This is a genomic window from Bradyrhizobium sp. 35, assembly GCF_023073215.1.
GTDB lineage: Bacteria > Pseudomonadota > Alphaproteobacteria > Rhizobiales > Xanthobacteraceae > Bradyrhizobium > Bradyrhizobium canariense_D.
Window position 1 is genome coordinate 1 of record NZ_JADPJC010000101.1, and the last position, 828, is coordinate 828.

At 59.2% G+C, this 828-nt stretch carries 1 protein-coding gene and 1 pseudogene; one reads left to right on the plus strand and one right to left on the minus strand.

Translation table 11 applies throughout. The features are described 5' to 3' along the window. Positions 1-90: pseudogene (locus IVB36_RS20795) on the plus strand (IS5/IS1182 family transposase); the annotation flags it as partial. 546 nt (positions 91-636) lie between these two features. Here the strand turns inward: IVB36_RS20795 and IVB36_RS20800 are convergent. Continuing rightward, positions 637-828 (minus strand): integrase core domain-containing protein (locus IVB36_RS20800; RefSeq protein ID WP_247392875.1); only part of this gene is annotated, 192 nt, incomplete at its 5' end.

Below are 828 nucleotides of genomic sequence, written 5' to 3' on the forward strand. Positions count from 1 at the left end.
AGGCGTGTTGCTACTCGCTACGACAAACTTGCCAGAAACTTCTTGGCCGCCGTCCACCTCGCCGCTCTCGTCGCTTATTGGATCAATTGAGTCTGAACCGTAATCTTCGGAACTCCGATTTCGCGATCGGATGTGCTCGGGCCGTGACACCGCAAGGCGTGCGCTCGATCGGAGTTCTCAAAACTTGAACGAGGAGTTCCGCGCGTTGGATCGCCCATTCGCGGCCCGTGCGGGCTCAATTGATGGACCAGGTACCTTTACTTTGCAGGGATCGCAGAAATAGCCGCGCCGTTTGGGTGGAGAGTGTCCTTCGCGGCCATCCGGCTCCTGAGGCGAGCGTATGCCACAGCCGCTGGGCGCATCGTCGACCGTGGTGCCGTGGTGTTAAGTTCAACCTGCGCGTTCTCCATAAGGCATCGAAAGCTGTTGAGTGCCGGTGGCGATATCAAATCTGCTGCTATTGCGGGCATTGCTCCGCCACGTGCCGCCAGCTGCAAAGATCGATGTGCTGACCTAGCTCCGACCCATTGCGGGCAAGATCTGCTCGGAATAGATGAGTTTAGGCAGCGGGCGAGTGAGCTGGTCCCGGTTGTCTGAACAGAATCTCCGCGTTGATAAGTGGAGCCTCTGCCGGGGTTAGGCTGCCAAGTGGATTGGCAGTGGGGTGAAGTAGGCTTGATCAGGTGTGCTGCCGTCAAGGCTCGAGTGGGGACGGCGGCGATTGTAGACGTCGAGATATCTGCCGATCGAGTCGCGCGCCTCGCTGACGGTCTCGTAGGCCCGCAGATACACCTCCTCGTACTTGACGCTGCGCCACAACCGCTCGAC